Here is a 15009-nt window from a genome sequence, read left to right on the forward strand (position 1 = left end):
GGCCTAGGGCAGGTGTGAACACTCCGCTGTCATGGATATGCGCCCGGTCAAGATTTCCCCGGGGCCGAGCAGCCGCATCGGGCCCAGATCGGCCAGGTCCGGCCGGTTCGGCGCGTCCGGCAGGTGGGAACAGGGCTCGACGCAGAGCACCGCCCGGTCGCGCGGGGCATAGACCTGCAGGTTGGTGGCGAGCGCGCCGGTCGCTTCCAGCGCCAGGGCGAGCCCCGGCCAGGCGATTCGGGCCGCGCCGTCCCAGCCGGTGAAATGCGTGTCGAGGCCGAGGAAGGCTTCCTCCCCGCCCGAAAGCCCCCGGACGAGGTCGGCGGCGACGGGCAGCGTCCGCGCATCGTGCCGGCAGCGATGCGTCGCGCGGAAGCCGAGCCACGTGCCGGGCGGGCGGCGGAACCAGGGGTGCCAGCCGGCGCCGAAGGGCAGCGCTTCCTCCCCCAGGTTCACGATGGCGAGGTCGAGCGTGACGGCATCCGGCGTGACGCGGATGCCGAGCCGCGCGGCGTAGCGGTAGGGCGCGGCGTCCACCTCCTGCGCCAGGGTCGCCGAATCGGGCGCCTGGGCCGCGACCTGCCAGGGGCGGTCGCGCGACAGGCCATGGATCGCCGTGCCGTCCTGCGGCCGGTTCACCGGCAGGCGATGCCGGCCGAGCCGCCCGCCATCCAGCCGGTTGGCCCAGGGGATCATCCAGAAGGCGGGCTCGTCGGCCAGCAGGTCCTGGCCGGCGAAGGCGAGGCGCGTGACGGCCGCGCCCCGCGCCGGGTCGATCGCGACCGCCCAGTCGCCGGCGGCGAGCGCGACCGCGCCGGCCTCAATCGTCAAGCGAGAAGCAGTCGCGCGGGGAGGGGGCGGGGCGGGAATACTCGATCGCGGTGTAGCCGCCGCCCTGGTAGCGCTCGGTCACCGGGTCGGCGGTGATGGAGCCGACCTCCGGCCGCCAGGGCTCGGCGCTGTCCTGCGGCGCCCAGCCGATGCGATCGCGATGGTCCTTCCCCCAGTAGGAGGCAGGGTTGTCGGAACAGGCCCAGATCACGGCATGGCCGGCGCGTTCCGCAAGCACGCAGCGTTCGATGAGGCGCGTGAGGTCGCCATAGGACAGCCAGGTGGAGAGCATCCGCCGGTCGATCGGCTTGGGGAAGCAGGACCCGATGCGGAGGTTGACGTTCTCGACCCCGTGCTTGTCCCAGTACATCCGGCCCATCAACTCGCCATAGGCCTTGGACAGGCCGTAGTAGCCGTCCGGGCGGAAGGCGCAGTCGAAGTCGAGCCTCTCGCTGTTCCCGGTCGGGCGTTCGTGGAAGCCGATCGAGTGGTTGGAACTGGCGAAGATCACGCGCGCGCCTTCGCGCCGCGCGGCCTCGTACACGTGATAGAGGCCGCGGAGGTTGGGGCCGAGCACCTCCTCGAACGGCTTTTCCACGGACACGCCGCCGAAATGCAGGATGGCGCCGCAGCCTTCCGCCTGGCGGATCAGCGCGACGCCGTCGTTCAGGTCCGCCTTCACGAAGGTCGCGCCGGCGGGAATGGCGTCGGGGAAGGGGATGATGTCGGTCAGGCGCAGCCGCCAGCCCTGCGCCGCGAGTGCCGCGGCAAGGTGGCGCCCCAGGTTGCCCGAGGCGCCGGTGAGAAGGACGGGCTTGGCGGGTGCGGTCATGGCGTCAGCCTCCGTAGCCGAGCAGCAGGCGCGGCAGGGTCAGGGACATGGCCGGCCAGTAGGTGGTGAGCATCAGCGCGAAAAGGATCGCGCCCCAGAAGGGGATGATGGTGCGCATGATCTGCTCCATCGGGATCTGGCCGATGGCGCAGCCGACGAAGAGCACGGCGCCGACCGGCGGCGTCGTCAGCCCGAGGCCGAGATTCATCATCATCACCATCCCGAACTGCACCGGGTCCATGCCGATGGCGACGACGACGGGCAGGAAGATCGGCGTGGTGATGAGGATGAGCGCGGCCATGTCCATGACGCAGCCGAGCAGCAGCAGGCAGACGTTGATCATCAGCAGGATGACGATGGGGTTGCTGCTGATGGCGAGCATCCCCTCCGTCAGGATGTCCGGCAGACGGTACATCGCCAGCAGCCAGGCGAAGGCGGTCGCGGTGCCGACCAGCAGGAACACGACCGAGGTGGTGCGCACGCTCGCCCGCACGGCGATGACGAAATCCGCCCAGGACAGGGCGCGGTAGACCAGAAGCGTGACGAGCAGCGCCCAGATCGCCCCGAAGGCCGCGCTTTCGGTCACGGTGAAGATGCCCGACAGCACGCCGCCGAGGATGATGACGGCGGTCATCAGCCCGGGCAGGGCATCGACGAAGGTCCAGCCGAGGTGGCGGAAGCCGCGCCAGGCATCGGCCGGATAGCCGCGCTTCACCGCCATGACATAGGCCGCGACGCCGAGGCTGAGGCACATCACGAGCCCCGGCACGATGCCCGCGATGAACAGCGCCGAGACCGAGATCCCCCCGCCCGCCGCCAGCGAGTACAGGATCATGTTGTGGCTGGGCGGGATGAGGATGCCGGCGATCGAGGAGGTGACGGTGAGCGAGACCGCGTAGTCCACGCCGTAGCCCTTGGCCTTCATGGCCGGGATCAGGATGGTCCCGGTGGCCGAGGTGTCGGCGACCGCCGAGCCCGAGATGCCGCCGAACAGCATCGAGGTCGAGACATCGACCATGCCGAGCCCGCCGCGCATCCAGCCGACGCAGGCCGAGGCGAGGGCGACGAGCCGTCGCGCGATGCCGCCATGGAGCATGATCTCGCCGGCGAAGATGAAGAAGGGGATGGCGAGCAGGGCGAAGATGCTCATGCCCGAGGCCATCTGCTGGAAGACGACGGCGGGGTTCAGCCCTTCGTAGATGAAGCCCGCGGCGGCGGCGATGCCCAGGCAGAAGGCGACCGGCACGCCGGCCATCACCAGCACGCCGAAGACGACGAAGATCAGGATGAGGCCGAATTCCACGGGCGGGCTACTCCAGGAAGGCGGCCGCGACGCCGCGCTTCTCGGGCGCGTCGTGGCGGTAGATGTCGTGCAGCACCTGCTCGATGGCATACAGCGTCATCAGCGCGCCGCCGACGACCATCGGCGCGTAGGTCCAGCCCTGGCTGATGCCGAGCAGCGGAATGCGGAAATTCGCCACCGTGCCGACCAGTTCCCAGGACCAGATCGCCATGCCCAGGCCGAACAGCCCCATCAGCGCGTCGCAGCCCATCGCGATCCAGCGCTGCGCGGCCGGCGGCAGCGCTTCCCGCAGACCGAGGACCGAAAGGTGGAAGCGTTCGCGCACGCCGACGGCGGCGACCGGCATGGCGATGGCGAGGATGGCGAGCGTCGCCGCGCGCTCGATCCAGGTCGGCGTGTCGTTCAGCACGTAGCGGCCGAAGACCAGCCATCCCATCATCGCGATCAGCACGACGAGGGCCACGCCCGCCAGCCCCACGGTCAGCGCCGAGAGGATGTCGAGCGCGCGGGTGAAGGCGCGCAGCGCCGGGGGTTCTTCCGCCCCCGGCGTCGCGTTCGGCGCGGTGCTCACTGCATCCCGCGGATGGCGCGCACCAGCTCCGCCAGCCGCGCATCGGCGGCATACTTCGCGTAGACGGGTTCCATCAGCGCCGCCCAGGGGGCGCGGTCGGCGATCTCGATCACCGTCACGCCGGCCGCGACCACCCGCTCGCGCGAGACGCGCTCGCGGTCCGCCCAGGAGCGGCGCTGGATGGCGGCGGATTCCCGCGCCGCGTCGCGCAGGATGGCGCGTTCCTGCTCGTTCAGCCGGCGCCAGCGCTGGGCGGAGACGGCGAGCACCTCCGGCACGTTGGAATGCTCGGTGGTGGAGTAGAAGCGCGCCACCTCGAAGTGCCGGGTCGATTCATAGGACGGCCAGTTGTTCTCCGCCCCGTCGATGACGCCGGACTGGAGGGAGGTGAACACTTCGCCGAAGGGCAGCGGCGTCGGGTTGGCGCCGAGCGCGCGCATCAGGTCGATCCACAGGTCGGAGGTCTGCACGCGGATCTTCATGCCGCGCAGGTCCGCCGGCGCGCGCACCGGGCGCGTCGTGTACAGGCTGCGCGCGCCCGCGTCGTACCAGGACAGGGCGACGATGCCGATCGCCTCGAGGTCGCGGGCGATCGCCTCCCCCGCCGGGCCGTCGATGGCGCGCTGCATGTGCCCGACGTCGCGGAACAGGAAGGGCAGCGTCACCACGTTGGTGGACGGTGCCAGGTTGTTGAAGGGGGAGAGGTTGAAGTTGGCGAAGTCGATGGTGCCGAGGCGCATCTGCTGGATCGCCTCGTCCTGCTGGCCGAGCTGCGCCGAATGGAAGGTGCGCATGCGGATGCGGTTGTTGGTCCGTTCCGCCACCAGCCGCGTGAAGGCGTCCATGCCGACGCCGTTCGGATAGTCGGCCGCATGGATGTTCCAGCCGCGCCATTCCTGGGCCGCGGCGGGTGTCGCGGCGAGGCCGAGCACGCCAAGGGCTGCGGCCGCGACGGCGGCGAACAGGCTGCGGCGGCGCCGCCCGGTGGTGGGGGTCATGGATGCTCCTCCTCCTGCGGGGACGGTCGGCCGTCCCTCATGTTCAACTGCAATAGCAGTTGGGAGTGTGGCGCCCGGCCCGGGCCGCGTCAACGCCCGTTGCGTGTCCGGGGCGGTGCCGGCAGCACCCCGTTGGTCACGAGGGAGCGCAGGATGTGCTGGCGCATCCGCGCTTCCGCCAGCGCCGGGTCGCGCCGCTTCAGCGCGGCGACGATGCCTTGGTGTTCGCGCAGGGCCTTGGGCAGGTCGCGCGGCGTGCTGCCCACCGCCCGGTGGCGGCCGAGATGGTCGTAGGCGCGCAGCGAGCCCACCGAGCGGATCAGGAACTGGTTGGCCGTGGCGCGGTGGATCAGCGCGTGGAATTCCTCGTTCGCGACGTCCAGCGCCTCGGTGTCCCGCGCCTCGGTCCCCGCCTTCATGCGCGCCAGGATGGCGTTGAGCGCCGCGAGGTCCGCCGTCGCGAGCCGTTCCGCCGCCAGCGCGGCCGCGACGCCTTCGAGTGCGGCGCGGATGCGGCCGAGCTCGGCGAGCTGCGCGGCGCCCACTTCCGCCACCACCGTGCCGCGGCGCGGCAGGGTGACGACCATGCCGTCCTGTTCGAGCCTGCGCAGCGCCTCCCGCACCGGCTGGGCGGAGATGCCGAGGGCGGTGGCGAGGCTGCGCTCGCTGATCTTGCGCCCGGGCGGCAGCGCGCCCTGCACGATCGAATCGCGCAGGCGCCGATAGGCACGCTCGCCGAGGGAGAGGCTGTCCTCCTCGGCCAGCGGCGCGAGCCTCGTTCGGGCGGCATCGGCGGGGGGCATGGACATCTGCCATAGCAGTTGGCAGCGTGCCGGGGAAGCGAGGAGGAAAAGGCCATGGCCCGGAAACGCCCCGAGGAATTGCGCAGCCACCGCTGGTTCGGCGTGGAGGACCTGCGCGCCTTCGGCCATCGCAGCCGCATGCTCCAGGCGGGCTACGCGGAAGCGGATTTCCGCGGCAAGCCGGTGATCGGCATCATCAACACCTGGTCCGAGATGTCGCCCTGCCACTTCCACTTCCGCACGCGGGCGGAGGAAGTGAAGCGCGGCGTCTGGCAGGCGGGCGGCTTCCCCGTGGAACTGCCGGCGCATCCGGTGACGGAGCAGTACCAGAAGCCGACCTCGATGCTCTATCGCAACATGCTGGCGATGGAGACGGAGGAACTGGCGCGCAGCCACCCCTGCGACGGGCTCGTGCTGCTGGGCGGCTGCGACAAGACGCCGCCGGGGCTGATGATGGGCGCGATCAGTTCCGGCCTGCCCAGCATCTTCGTCCCCGCCGGGCCGATGCTGCGCGGCAATTGGCGCGGCAAGACGCTGGGGTCGGGCTCCGACGTGTGGAAGTACCATGCGGAACTGCGCGCGGGGAACATCACCCAGGGGCAGTGGAAGGACATGGAAGGCGGCATTGCCCGGTCCTTCGGCACCTGCATGACCGCCGGCACGGCGGCGACGATGATGCTGGCAGTGGAAGCGCTCGGCTTCACCCTGCCCGGCGCGTCCAGCATACCCGCCGCCGATTCCGCCCATCCGCGCATGGCGACCGAGTCCGGGCGACGGATCGTCGAGATGGTGTGGGAGGACGCGACGCCGCGATCGCTCATCACCGAGGGCAGCGTAGACAATGCCGTCACGGCGGCGATGGCCTTCGGCGGGTCGACCAACGCCATCCCGCATCTGATCGCGATGGCGCGGCGCGCGGGCGTGATGCTGGACCTCGAGCGCTTCGACGCGCTGTCGCGCCGCGTGCCGCTGGTCGCCAACCTCCGCCCCAATGCCGGCGAATACCTGATGGAGGATTTCTTCTATGCCGGCGGCGCGCGGGCGTTCCTCAACCGCATCCGGGACTATCTCGACCTCACGGCGCGCACCGTCACGGGGCGCACGATCGGGGAGAACATCGAAGGCGCGGAGGTGTTCGAGGACAGCGTGATCCTGCCGCTCGACAAGCCCCTGCAGGCCGAAGGCGGGCTCGCGGTGCTGAAGGGCTCGCTCGCGCCGAACGGCGCGGTCATCAAGACCAGCGCCTCGGAGCCGCGGCTTCTCCAGCACACCGGGCCGGCCGTGGTGTTCGAGGATTACGCCGACCTCAAGAAGCGGCTCGACGACCCGGACCTGCCGGTGACGGCGGACAGCGTGCTGGTGCTGCGCCAGGCCGGGCCGCAGGGCGGGCCCGGCATGCCGGAATGGGGCATGCTGCCGCTCCCGCAGAAGCTGCTGAAGCAGGGCGTGCGCGACATGGTGCGGATTTCCGATGCGCGCATGTCCGGCACCTCCTACGGCACCTGCGTGCTGCACGTGGCCCCGGAATCCCATGTCGGCGGGCCGCTCGCCCTGGTGCGGGCCGGGGACATGATCCGGCTCGACGTCGCGAACCGCCGGCTCGACCTGCTGGTGGACGAGGCCGAGATGGCCCGCCGCCGCGCCGCCTGGACGCCGCCCGCGCGGCGTTACGCGCGCGGTTGGACCTCGCTCTATCTCGACACCGTCACCCAGGCGGACGAGGGTTGCGACATGCGCTTCCTGGAAGGGACGCAGCCCACGCCGGAGCCGGATATCTACTGATGCCACGCACGCTGACCGACGCCGCCGCGGCCCTCGCCGCCGGCACCACCACCGCCGCCGCGCTGACCGAGGCGGCACTCGCCCGCATCGCCGACCCCGCGGGCGAAGGCGCGCGCGCCTTCATCACCGTGCATGCGGACAGCGCGCGCGCCTCGGCCGCCGCGATGGACGCGCTGCGCGCCGCCGGCCGCGCGCCCTCGGCCTATGCCGGCATCCCGATCAGCGTGAAGGACCTCTATGACGAGGCCGGCTTCACGACGGCGTCCGGTTCGGTCGCCCTGAAGGGCGCACCGGTGGCGCAGCGCAGCGCGCCCACGGTGCAGCGGCTGCTGCGCGCGGGCTTCGTCATCCTCGGCCGCACCAACCAGGTGGAATTCGCCTTCTCCGGCCTTGGCGTGAACCCGCATTTCGGCACGCCGAAAAGCCCCTGGGACCGCGCGACGGGGCGGCTGCCGGGCGGGTCTTCCTCGGGCGCCGGGGTCGCGGTGGCGGATGGGATGGGCTTCGCGGCCCTCGGCACCGACACGGGCGGGTCCTGCCGCATCCCGGCCGCGCTCTGCGGCGTGGTGGGCTGGAAGCCGACCGCGAAGCGCGTGCCGATCGAGGGCATCCTGCCGCTCGCACCTTCGCTCGATTCCGCCGGGCCGCTCGCCCGCAGCGTGGCCGATTGCGCCATCGTGGACGCGATCATGGCGGGGGAGGAGGATCCGGTCGCCCCCGCGCCGCTGCCGCTGAAGGGCCTGCGGCTTGGCCTGCCGCGCGGCACCTTCCTGACCGACGGGATGGACGGCACGGTCGCGGCGGTGTTCGGTCGCAGCCTCACGCGGCTTTCGGCCGCGGGCGCGCAGATCATCGAGTTCGACCTGCCGGAGCTCACCGAGATCCCGGCGGTGAACGCGGCCGGCGGCTTCGCGGCGAGCGAGGCCTGGTCCTGGCATCGCTGGCTGATCGCGGCGAAGGCCGACACCTACGACCCACGCATCCTCAAGCGCATCCAGCGCGGCGAACGCATGACCGCCGCCGACTATGTGGAACTGGTCCAGGCGCGCGCCCGCATCATCGCCGCCGCGGCCGGCCGCACCGACCCCTTCGACGCGGTGGTCTGCCCGACCTGCCCCATCGTCCCGCCCGCCATCGCCGAGGTGGAGGACGAGGCGGCGTACAACCGCATCAACATGGCGCTGCTGCGCAACACCAGCGTCGGCAACTTCCTCGACCGCTGCTCGATCAGCATCCCCTGCCAGGCGGAAGGGGAAGCGCCGGTCGGACTGATGCTGACCGGCGCGCACATGGCCGATGCGCACCTGTTCCGCGTGGCGGCGGCGGTGGAGGCGGCGCTGGCGGGGTGATCACTCGCCCGGCAGCTTGATCCCCGTCATCGCCTGCCAGACGCGGATGACGAAGCCGTCATCCTTGCCGCCCTGGCCCATCGCCCGCGCCGCGGTGAACAATTGCTGCGCGGTCGAGGCCAGCGGCACGGGGAAGTTCAGCCCCCGCGCCATGTCGGCCACCAGGCCGAGATCCTTGACGAAGATGTCGACGGCGCTGCGCGGCGCGTCGTCGCCTTCCAGCACGCGGGCCATGCGGTTCTCGAACATCCAGGAATTGCCCGCCGCGCTGGTGACCACGTCATAGAGCTGGCGCGGATCGGCGCCGGCGCGGATGCCGAGCGCCATCGCTTCCGCCGCCACCGCGATGTGCACGCCGGCGAGCAGCTGGTGCACCACCTTCACCGTCGCGCCGATCCCCGGTTCCTCGCCCAGGTTCCACACCTTCGCCGCGACCGCGTCCAGCACCGGCGACGCCTTGCCGAAGGCGGCGGCGGAGCCGGAGGCCATCACCGTCATCGCGCCTTCCCGCGCCTTCACCGCCCCGCCGGAAACCGGCGCGTCCAGGAACAGCAACTGCCGCTCGGCGGCCTTGTCCGCCAGCGCGCGCGCCGCGTCCGGGCCCATGGTGGCGGAACTGACGATGACCGCGCCGGGGGCGAGGCGCTCGGCCGCGCCGCCCTCTCCGAACAGCGCGGCCTCGGTCTGCTGGGCGTTGACCACCAGCACGACCAGCGCCTCCAGCCCCTGCGGCAGCTCGGCGGTGCGCGCGGCGACCTGGCCGCCGGCGGCGGCGAATTCCGCCCGCGCGGTGTCGCGCATGTCGCAGCCCGTCACCTCATGGCCCGCGCGCAGCAGGCTCAGCGCCGCGCCCATGCCCATGCTGCCGAGACCGATGACGCCGACCTTCATGCGGAAGCCCCCTGGAATGCGGCGGGCACGCTGGCCGCGCGCGCGCCGCGCGTCAACGCGCGACCAGCATCCCGACCTGGATCACCGCCATCACGACCATCAGGACGAGCACGATCCGCTGCAGCACATGCATCGGCGGCACGAAGGTCAGCGCCCCCGCCGCTTGCTGCCCTGCCGCGCGATCAGCGCGCGCAGCAGGTCCTTGATCGCCGCCGCGTCCGGGTGGCGCGACAGCACCTCGGCCTCATGCGCCCGGGCGGCGACGAGCAGGTCGCCCAGCATCGATTCGCCCTTGGGCGCGAGATGCACGCGCACCAGGCGCCGGTCGCGCGCATCCTGCTGGCGCTTCACCACGCCGTCGCGCTCCATCCGGTCGAGCACCTTGGTCATGGTCGGCTGCTGCAGCAGGCAGGCCTCGGCCAGCGCGGTCACCGTCTCCGGCCCGCCGGACAGCGTCGCCAGCACGCGCCAGACCGGCACCGAGACGCCGCGCGCGCGCAATCGGTCGTGGAATTCCGAGGAGACGACGAAGGAAGCGCGCGCGAGCAGCGACAGCAGGTAGTCATCGACGAAGCGCGGCGCGGCGTTCTGCGAGTCCATGGCCTGCCACCCGACGAGTGAGTGGCCAGACTACCGAAGCCGTCACGCAAAAGTCTTGCATTACATGCATATGCGAAAGCATCGATGTTGCGCATCAACCTCCTGGTTTGCTCACGCGCCTGGGAGGCGCCCTGCGGCGCGCCGCTGGTCGTAGGCGCGCGCGTGCAGCAGCGCGGCCTCGTGGATCTCCTCCGGCACGCCGGCGGCACGTGCGCGCTCGAGCATGAAGCCGAGGATGTGGTCCGCCTCCGTCCGCCCGCCGGCCTCGAGGTCGCGCAGCATCGAGGTGCTGTAGCCGGCCGTCGTGTCGGCGAAGACCGTGCGGAACTCGGACAGGAAGGCCTCCCGCATCGGATAGCCGGCCGCCGCGGCGATCGCCGCGTTGCGATCGAGCATCCGGTGCAGGAAGGGCGTGCCGCCGGCGCGCGCGATCTCGCCCACATTGGCGCGCATCAGCACCGTGCCGATCGCGGCGGTGCACAGATGCACGATCTTCTCCCACATCCGCATCATCACGTCCGGCACCGCGGTGGCGACGACGCCCTTCGCGGGCGCGAAGGCGGCCTCGATCGTGCGCGCGCGGTCGGACATCCCGCCCTCGCGCTCGCCGAAGGTGATCCAGCGCCAGTCGTTGAACTGCCGCACCGTGCCGTCCGGGGCGAGCGAGGCCTGGATCTTCGCCAGCCCCCCCAGCACGCGCGCCGGCCCGAAGGCGGCGTCCAGCGCATCCAGATGCGACAGCCCGTTCAGCACCGGCAGGATCGCGGTGCGCGCATCGACCGCCGGGCGGATCGCCGCGATGGCGGCATCGAGGTCGTAGGCCTTGCAGGAGAGCAGGAGCACGTCCCAGCCCGGCCGCGCTTCCTCCGCCGTGATGGCCGTGACGGCGCCGCGCCAGGCGCCGAAGGGGCTGTCGATGGACAGGCCGTCGCGCGCCAGCGCGTCGCGCCGCGCGGGCCGCACCAGGAAGGCGACCTCCGCCGAACCGGCCTCGACCAGCCTGCCGCCGAAATATCCGCCGAGCGCGCCCGCGCCCAGGACCAGCACGCGCATGGGCGTCTTCCTCCAGGATCGGCCGGCAGGCTACCGGCCCGTCCCGCTTCGTGAAAGTCGGACACATGCGCGTTGCAGGGAAAGCGCTAGACTGTTCCCCATGCGCAAGACCCTCGTCGCGACGGGCCTTATTGCCGTGCTCGCCGCCGGGTGGTGGTGGGCGGGCATGCCGGGGCTGCCCAATGCCGCCAATGGCGCCGACGGCGCCCTGCCGCGCCTGCGCACCGCGCAGGCCGATCGCGGCGCCATCACCGCCGTCGTCGCCGCGACGGGCACGGTGAACCCCGTCACGCTCGTGCAGGTGGGCAGCCAGCTGTCCGGGCAGATCCGCGAATTGTTCGCCGACTTCAACACCCGCGTCGCGGCGGACCAGCCGATCGCGCGGCTGGACACCGCGACCATCGAGGCCCGCCGCGCCGCGGCCGAGGCCGATGTCCACGCCGCCGCCGCGCAGGTCGCCGTCGCCCGCGCCCAGGCCGAACGCGCCCGCGCCGACGAAGCGCAATCGGCCGCGCAGATCGAGGCCGCGCGCGCCGCCGTGCTCGGCGTCGAGGCCAGCGTGCGCGACGCGGAAGGCGAAGCGGCGCGCACCGCCGAACTGCGCGCCCGCGGCGTCGGCGCCGAACGCGACGCGCTGCGCGCCGCCTTCGCCGCCGAGCGCAGCCGCGCCGCCGTCGCCCAGGCCCGCGCCGACCTGCTGCGCGCCGAGGCCGCAGCCATGTCCGCCGCCGCGGCCGCGCGCACCGCGCTCGCGCAGGTCGACGCCGCCGACGCGGCGCGGGAACAGAAGGACGCGATCCTGCGCCAGGTGGAGGTCGACCTGCGCAACGCCACCATCCGCTCGCCGATCGACGGCGTCGTCGTCTCCCGCAACATCGACATCGGCCAGACCGTCGCCGCGTCCTTCCAGGCGCCGGTGCTGTTCCAGATCGCCGCGAGCCTCGAGGAGATGGAAGTGCACGCCACGGTGGACGAAGCCGATATCGGCCGCGTGCGCCAGGGCCAGGACGTGACCTTCACCGTCGCCGCCTTCCCGTCGGAGACGCTGCGCGGGCGGGTGAAGGACATCCGCCTCGCCGCGACCACGGTGCAGAACGTGGTCACCTACACCGTCGTCATCGCGGCACCCAACGCGGCGGGCCGGCTGCTGCCGGGGATGACGGCGACGCTGCGCATCATCACCGAGGAACGGCCCCAGGCGCTGCGCGTGCCCAACGCGGCGCTGCGCTGGCGCCCGCCCGGCGCCGCGGCCGGCGGCGCCGGCGGCGGGGAACAGGCCGCGCCGGGCCAGGCGCAGCTCGACCAGGCGCTCGCCGCGCTCGGCGACCTGACGGCGGCGCAGCGCGCCGAGATCGAGGCGGCGCGCGCCGAGATGCGGCAACGCATGGCCGCCCTGCCGCAGGATGCCGATGCGCGGCGCCAGCAGGCGCAGGCGGCGCGGCAGCGGCTTGTCTCGCGCCTGAACGCGGTGCTGACGCCCGACCAGCGGGCACAGCTCGCCGCGATGCGCGGCGGCGCGCGCGCCTCCGGCCAGCCCGGCACGGTCTGGGTGCAGGATGGCGCCGGCGCGCCGCGCGCCGTGCCCGTGCGCACCGGCATCACCGATGGCAGCGTGACGGAGATCCTCGCCGGGGCGCTCGAACCGGGCGCGACCGTCGTGATCGGGCAGGAGCGCGCCGGCGCGGCGGCCGCCCCCGCCGCGGCGCGGCGGCTGTTCTGATGGCGGCGCTGATCGAGACCGAAGGCCTGACGCGCCACTTCCAGGCGGGGGAGGAGACGGTCCGCGCGCTGACCGACGTGACCGTGTCCGTCGCGCCGGGGGAATTCGTCGCGGCGATGGGGCCCTCGGGCTCGGGCAAGTCCACCTTCCTCAACCTGATCGGCTGCCTCGACCGGCCGACGCGCGGCCGCTACCGGCTGATGGGGGAGGAAGTGGAGGCGCTGTCCGCCGACCGTCTGGCGGAACTGCGCAGCCGGCGCATCGGCTTCGTCTTCCAGTCCTTCAACCTGCTCCAGCGCGCCGATGCGCTCGCCAATGTCGAATTGCCGCTGGTCTATCGCGGGCTGCGCCGCGGCGCGCGGCGGGACCGCGCGGCGATGGCGCTCGCCGCCGTGGGCCTGGGGGACCGGCTGCGCCACCGCCCGTCGCAACTCTCGGGCGGGCAGCAGCAGCGCGTGGCGATCGCGCGCGCGATCGTCGGCAGCCCGGACCTGCTGCTGGCCGACGAACCGACCGGGGCGCTCGACACGCGCACGGGGCTGTCCATCGTCTCGATCGTGCAGGTGCTGAACCGTGCGGGGATGGGCGTGCTGATGGTCACCCACGATGCGGAGGTGGCGCGCTTCGCCACGCGCGTGCTGCGCTTCCGCGACGGGCGGCTGGTGGGCGACGAACGGCAGGAAGCGGCGGACGCCGCCGCCATGCTGGCCGCGCTGCCGCCGCAGGACCAGGCCGCGTGAACGCGCCGGGCGCCCTGTCCCGCGACGCCGCGGCGGCGAGCACGCCATCGCCCGTGCTGCCGCCGCTGCCGGCCACGCGCGGCGGGATGGACCTGATGGAGGCGCTGCGCGGCGCGCTTTCGGCGCTGGCCGCGAACACGATGCGCTCCGTGCTGACCGCGCTCGGCATCTTCATCGGCGTCGCCGCGGTGATCGCGACGGTGGCGGTGGGCGAAGGGGCGCGGCGGCAGGTGACGGCGCAGATCCAGTCGCTCGGCGCCAACCTGCTGATCATCTGGGGCGGGTCGTCGACCGTCGGCGGCGTGCGGCTCGGCGCCGGCGGGCGGTCCAACCTCTCCTACGACGACGCCGTCGCCATCGCGCGCGAGGTGCCGCAGGTGGAGGTCGCGGTCGGCTCGATCCGCCAGTCCTTCCAGATGGTCGCGGGCAACCAGAACTGGCAGGCGGTGGTGATCGCCGCCGATCCGGATTTCTTCGTCGCGCATGAATGGGTGCCCGATCTCGGCCGCCTGTTCACCGCCGAGGAAGCGGGCGGCGCGCGCAAGGTCGTCATCCTCGGCGCCACCGTCGCCGAGAACCTGTTCGGCGAGGAGGACCCCGTCGGGCGCGAGATCCGCATCCGCGCAACGCCCTTCGAGGTGATCGGAGTCATGGCCCGCAAGGGCCAGAACCCGATGGGCCAGGACCAGGACGACGCGGTCTTCATCCCCTACTGGACCGCGCGGCGGTCTGTGATGGGCGCGTCCCGCGCCAATGCCCGGCAGGTCGGCACCATCTCGGTCAAGGTGCACGAAGGCGAGGACATGCGGGAGGCGGAGGAGAACATCCGCGGCCTGATGCGCCAGCGCCACCGGATCGCGGCGAACGAGCCCGACAGCGTGTCCATCCGCAACCTGTCCGACATCCAGGCGACGCGCGATGCCGCGGCGCGCACGCTGTCGCTGCTGCTCGCCTCGGTCGCCGCGGTGTCGCTGCTGGTGGGCGGCATCGGCGTGATGAACATCATGCTGGTCAGCGTGACGGAGCGGACGCGGGAGATCGGCCTCAGGCTCGCCATCGGCGCGCGACGGCGCGACGTGCTGGCGCAGTTTCTGCTCGAGGCGCTAGTGCTCGCGATGCTGGGTGGCGCGGCGGGCGTCGCGGCGGGGCTGATGCTGTCGCACCTGGTCGCGGACCTGGCCGGCTGGCCGGTGCTGGTGAAGCCGGATGCTGTGCTGCTGGCGGTCGGCGTCTCGGCCCTGACAGGGCTGTTCTTCGGCTTCTGGCCGGCACGGCGCGCGGCGATGCTGGATCCGATCCAGGCGCTTCGCCACGATTGAGTCTTGGTTGACCTCAGGCGCCGGCGCGCGCGTCCGCGCGCTTGGCTTGCGCGCCGTGGGCTGGTGCGCTGGGGGCGGCTGGCGGGTTGGGCGCGGTCGCGCTTCGCGCTCGCGGATCGAGGCCTGGCCTTGATCCGTTTTGCTGTGCCTCAGTCGCCGGCGCGCGCGTCCGCGCGCTTGGCTTGCGCGCCGGGGGCTGGCGTGCTGGGGGCGGCTG

Annotated in this window: 14 protein-coding genes; 5 read left to right on the plus strand and 9 right to left on the minus strand. The window is 72.5% G+C overall.

The window, feature by feature from the left end:
* Nucleotides 1-3: 3 nt before the first annotated feature.
* From J5Y09_RS01970 to J5Y09_RS01995, 6 genes are all read right to left on the minus strand, one after another.
* Nucleotides 4-831, minus strand: coding sequence for an aldose epimerase family protein (locus tag J5Y09_RS01970; protein WP_209350025.1), 828 nt, complete (start codon nt 829-831; stop codon nt 4-6).
* Entirely contained in the window at nt 821-1663 is an 843-nt protein-coding gene (locus J5Y09_RS01975; protein ID WP_209350026.1) for an NAD-dependent epimerase/dehydratase family protein, read from the minus strand. Before J5Y09_RS01975 ends, J5Y09_RS01970 begins: the two co-directional genes overlap by 11 nt.
* A 4-nt stretch (nt 1664-1667) precedes the next feature.
* Nucleotides 1668-2966, minus strand: a complete 1299-nt coding sequence (locus tag J5Y09_RS01980; RefSeq protein ID WP_342451378.1) for a TRAP transporter large permease — start codon at nt 2964-2966, stop codon at nt 1668-1670.
* Between the two features lie 7 nt (nt 2967-2973).
* Nucleotides 2974-3537 carry a TRAP transporter small permease gene (locus J5Y09_RS01985; protein ID WP_209350028.1) on the minus strand — a complete coding sequence of 188 codons (564 nt, stop codon included), beginning with the start codon at nt 3535-3537 and terminating at the stop codon, nt 2974-2976.
* Nucleotides 3534-4535, minus strand: coding sequence for a TRAP transporter substrate-binding protein (locus tag J5Y09_RS01990; protein ID WP_209350029.1), 1002 nt, complete (start codon nt 4533-4535; stop codon nt 3534-3536). Before J5Y09_RS01990 ends, J5Y09_RS01985 begins: the two co-directional genes overlap by 4 nt.
* Nucleotides 4536-4624: 89 nt before the next feature.
* Nucleotides 4625-5338, minus strand: coding sequence for a GntR family transcriptional regulator (locus J5Y09_RS01995; protein WP_245216734.1), 714 nt, complete (start codon nt 5336-5338; stop codon nt 4625-4627).
* A gap of 54 nt (nt 5339-5392) precedes the next feature.
* Between J5Y09_RS01995 and araD the strand changes: the two genes are divergently transcribed.
* Nucleotides 5393-7120 carry an L-arabinonate dehydratase gene (gene araD / locus J5Y09_RS02000; RefSeq protein WP_209350031.1) on the plus strand — a complete coding sequence of 576 codons (1728 nt, stop codon included), beginning with the start codon at nt 5393-5395 and terminating at the stop codon, nt 7118-7120.
* Nucleotides 7120-8469, plus strand: a complete 1350-nt coding sequence (locus tag J5Y09_RS02005; protein ID WP_209350032.1) for an amidase — start codon at nt 7120-7122, stop codon at nt 8467-8469. The genes araD and J5Y09_RS02005 overlap by 1 nt, the downstream gene beginning before the upstream one ends.
* On the opposite strand, the gene ltnD is transcribed toward J5Y09_RS02005, so the two are convergent.
* The 3 genes from ltnD to J5Y09_RS02020 all read right to left on the minus strand — a co-directional run bounded on the left by ltnD (nt 8470) and on the right by J5Y09_RS02020 (nt 11013).
* On the minus strand, nt 8470-9360 hold the full coding sequence (ltnD, locus tag J5Y09_RS02010) for an L-threonate dehydrogenase (protein ID WP_209350033.1): 891 nt from the start codon (nt 9358-9360) through the stop codon (nt 8470-8472).
* 147 nt (nt 9361-9507) lie between these two features.
* Nucleotides 9508-9960 (minus strand): MarR family winged helix-turn-helix transcriptional regulator, encoded by a 453-nt coding sequence (locus J5Y09_RS02015; RefSeq protein ID WP_209350034.1) that lies wholly within the window; start codon nt 9958-9960, stop codon nt 9508-9510.
* 111 nt (nt 9961-10071) lie between these two features.
* On the minus strand, nt 10072-11013 hold the full coding sequence (locus J5Y09_RS02020; protein ID WP_209350035.1) for a 2-dehydropantoate 2-reductase: 942 nt from the start codon (nt 11011-11013) through the stop codon (nt 10072-10074).
* Nucleotides 11014-11113: 100 nt separating this feature from the next.
* On the opposite strand from J5Y09_RS02020, the gene J5Y09_RS02025 reads away from it, so the two are divergent.
* Genes J5Y09_RS02025 through J5Y09_RS02035 form a run of 3 tightly spaced genes read left to right on the plus strand, consistent with a single transcriptional unit; the run spans nt 11114 to nt 14792 of the window.
* Nucleotides 11114-12733, plus strand: a complete 1620-nt coding sequence (locus tag J5Y09_RS02025) for an efflux RND transporter periplasmic adaptor subunit (RefSeq protein ID WP_209350036.1) — start codon at nt 11114-11116, stop codon at nt 12731-12733.
* Nucleotides 12733-13473, plus strand: a complete 741-nt coding sequence (locus J5Y09_RS02030; RefSeq protein WP_245216735.1) for an ABC transporter ATP-binding protein — start codon at nt 12733-12735, stop codon at nt 13471-13473. The genes J5Y09_RS02025 and J5Y09_RS02030 overlap by 1 nt, the downstream gene beginning before the upstream one ends.
* Nucleotides 13470-14792 carry an ABC transporter permease gene (locus tag J5Y09_RS02035; RefSeq protein WP_342451379.1) on the plus strand — a complete coding sequence of 441 codons (1323 nt, stop codon included), beginning with the start codon at nt 13470-13472 and terminating at the stop codon, nt 14790-14792. The genes J5Y09_RS02030 and J5Y09_RS02035 overlap by 4 nt, the downstream gene beginning before the upstream one ends.
* Nucleotides 14793-15009: the final 217 nt, after the last annotated feature.

The sequence above is a fragment of the Roseomonas nitratireducens genome, assembly GCF_017813355.1.
Taxonomy (GTDB): domain Bacteria; phylum Pseudomonadota; class Alphaproteobacteria; order Acetobacterales; family Acetobacteraceae; genus Neoroseomonas; species Neoroseomonas nitratireducens.

Coding starts and splice junctions, on each gene's coding strand:
- J5Y09_RS02030 (WP_245216735.1), top strand. CDS start 12,733: ATGGCGGCGCTGATCGAGACCGAAGGCCTGACGCGCCACTTCCAGGCG.
- ltnD (WP_209350033.1), bottom strand. CDS start 9,360: ATGAAGGTCGGCGTCATCGGTCTCGGCAGCATGGGCATGGGCGCGGCG.
- J5Y09_RS02020 (WP_209350035.1), bottom strand. CDS start 11,013: ATGCGCGTGCTGGTCCTGGGCGCGGGCGCGCTCGGCGGATATTTCGGC.
- J5Y09_RS01990 (WP_209350029.1), bottom strand. CDS start 4,535: ATGACCCCCACCACCGGGCGGCGCCGCCGCAGCCTGTTCGCCGCCGTC.
- J5Y09_RS02005 (WP_209350032.1), top strand. CDS start 7,120: ATGCCACGCACGCTGACCGACGCCGCCGCGGCCCTCGCCGCCGGCACC.
- araD (WP_209350031.1), top strand. CDS start 5,393: ATGGCCCGGAAACGCCCCGAGGAATTGCGCAGCCACCGCTGGTTCGGC.
- J5Y09_RS01995 (WP_245216734.1), bottom strand. CDS start 5,338: ATGCCCCCCGCCGATGCCGCCCGAACGAGGCTCGCGCCGCTGGCCGAG.
- J5Y09_RS01975 (WP_209350026.1), bottom strand. CDS start 1,663: ATGACCGCACCCGCCAAGCCCGTCCTTCTCACCGGCGCCTCGGGCAAC.
- J5Y09_RS02025 (WP_209350036.1), top strand. CDS start 11,114: ATGCGCAAGACCCTCGTCGCGACGGGCCTTATTGCCGTGCTCGCCGCC.
- J5Y09_RS02015 (WP_209350034.1), bottom strand. CDS start 9,960: ATGGACTCGCAGAACGCCGCGCCGCGCTTCGTCGATGACTACCTGCTG.